Source organism: [Scytonema hofmanni] UTEX 2349 (genome assembly GCF_000582685.1).
GTDB classification, from domain to species: domain Bacteria; phylum Cyanobacteriota; class Cyanobacteriia; order Cyanobacteriales; family Nostocaceae; genus Hassallia; species Hassallia hofmanni.
This window is the reverse complement of the sequence record NZ_KK073768.1, coordinates 3,508,840-3,510,420: the sequence shown is the minus strand read 5'-3', so window position 1 is coordinate 3,510,420 and position 1,581 is coordinate 3,508,840. Positions and strand designations below refer to the sequence as shown.

Annotated in this window: 1 protein-coding gene; it reads right to left on the bottom strand. The window is 44.1% G+C overall.

Annotated elements, in window-relative coordinates; genetic code table 11:
- Window positions 1-362 precede the first annotated feature (362 nt).
- The gene (gene lptC, locus TOL9009_RS39935) at window positions 363-1,493 is read right to left on the bottom strand and encodes an LPS export ABC transporter periplasmic protein LptC (protein WP_313885073.1); all 1,131 of its coding nucleotides are present in this window, start codon (window positions 1,491-1,493) and stop codon (window positions 363-365) included.
- Window positions 1,494-1,581: the final 88 nt, after the last annotated feature.

The following is a 1,581-nucleotide window of genomic DNA, read 5'->3' as shown; positions in this document are numbered from 1 at the left end:
GATCCCCGTGGCTTACAGTTAATTGAAACCCTGGAACAAGAAGGATGGTTTTGATTTGGGCAATGGGCATTGGGCAATGGGCATTGGGCATTTTTAAGAGGGGAAAAGGGTAAGGAAAAAAGGGGAAAGGGAGATGGAGTCATTTAAAATCAGTCGAAGAGAAAAGAAAATATTTCTACATGAGTCCCTTTCCCCATTCCCCTTTCCCCCTCTTGCTTGGGCAATGGGCACGCTCGCAGTGAGAATTAAAGAAGTTCAATAAAGCAAGTGCGTGAATAAATACGATTCTTTCCATGCCCCATGCCCCATGCCCCATGCCCCATGCCCCATGCCCCATGCCCCATGCCCCATACCCCACTATCCTAATTCTTAACTCCTGGATCTTGGGGGATAATTTCTGTAACTACCCTACCACCAGAAGTATTACCACCACTGACGGTTATGTTTTCGGTTTGTAAATTACCGACGGCTTTGTCACCGTTAAAAGTTAATGGTGGGTCAACTTGTCGATAAACTACATTGCCCTGAGCTTCAATTAATTTACTCTCAAGAAACCAAGTTAAGATATTAGATTTAATCGCCTGACGACGCTGCCCTATGGCGTTAACATTGCCTGTTAAATAAACTATTTTTTGCGCTATTTTCATTTGCGCTTTATTAGCCGTCACGAGAACATTTTCGGCGCGATGGAAGAAGCGCACGGGTGCATTTGTATTGACCGTTTGTGCGTTTAAATTCCAAGTCATAGAATTACTAGCTATTTGCATTGGGGGGTCTAGTAATTCTACTTGGGCATTTTTGTTGAGGGTAGCAATTTTCGTTTTTAAGTTAAATTCTCCCGAATCTCCTCTACCGCGATCGCTGATTAAATTATCTTTGTAGCGGTCAAATTGCACAGGGCGATCGGCGATTAATTTGTCTTGTTTAATTTGCCAAATCAAATGCTCGGTTCGCATTTGCACTTGGGGATCGCCAGAATTTGCTATTACCCCTCCAGAAAAATCTATGCGTTGTTCGCGGGTTTTAACTCGTGCTTCTTGCGCTACCGCTTGTAATTGTTGATGCGTTCCGTTCAACTGGTTGCGGACAATTAATAAATCTTCTTTCGGACGCCATTCTAATTCATTACCTTGCAACACAATGCCGTTACGAGGATCTGTGGCAATGATTTTTCCCTTCAAAAGCAACTGCTTACCATCCTGATCGATGTCTGCTACATCTGCTTTTACTTGATAAACAACTTTCCCATCTTGATATAGTTCACCATAGGGATTTTGCGCTTGACCAATTTGCTTTTCTTTAGTGTATTTTGCTTGGTTGGCTCTAACTCGCCAAACTGGTCGTCCCACCTCATCTGCTTGTTCCAAATCCACATTTAAAAAGGTCAAATTGCTATCCGAGTTTTTGGATGATGAATCTGAACCTGCTGATTTGGAATCTGTGGGCTTTTGACCCCCACAAGCAGCTAACCCCATTACCAAAAATAAGGTAATGGGTAAAAGGAAGGAGCGGAGGAGGGGGGGAGTGGGGGAGGGGGAAGAGGGGGAGACAAGGAGAGGGGGAGACAAGGAGAGGGGGAGA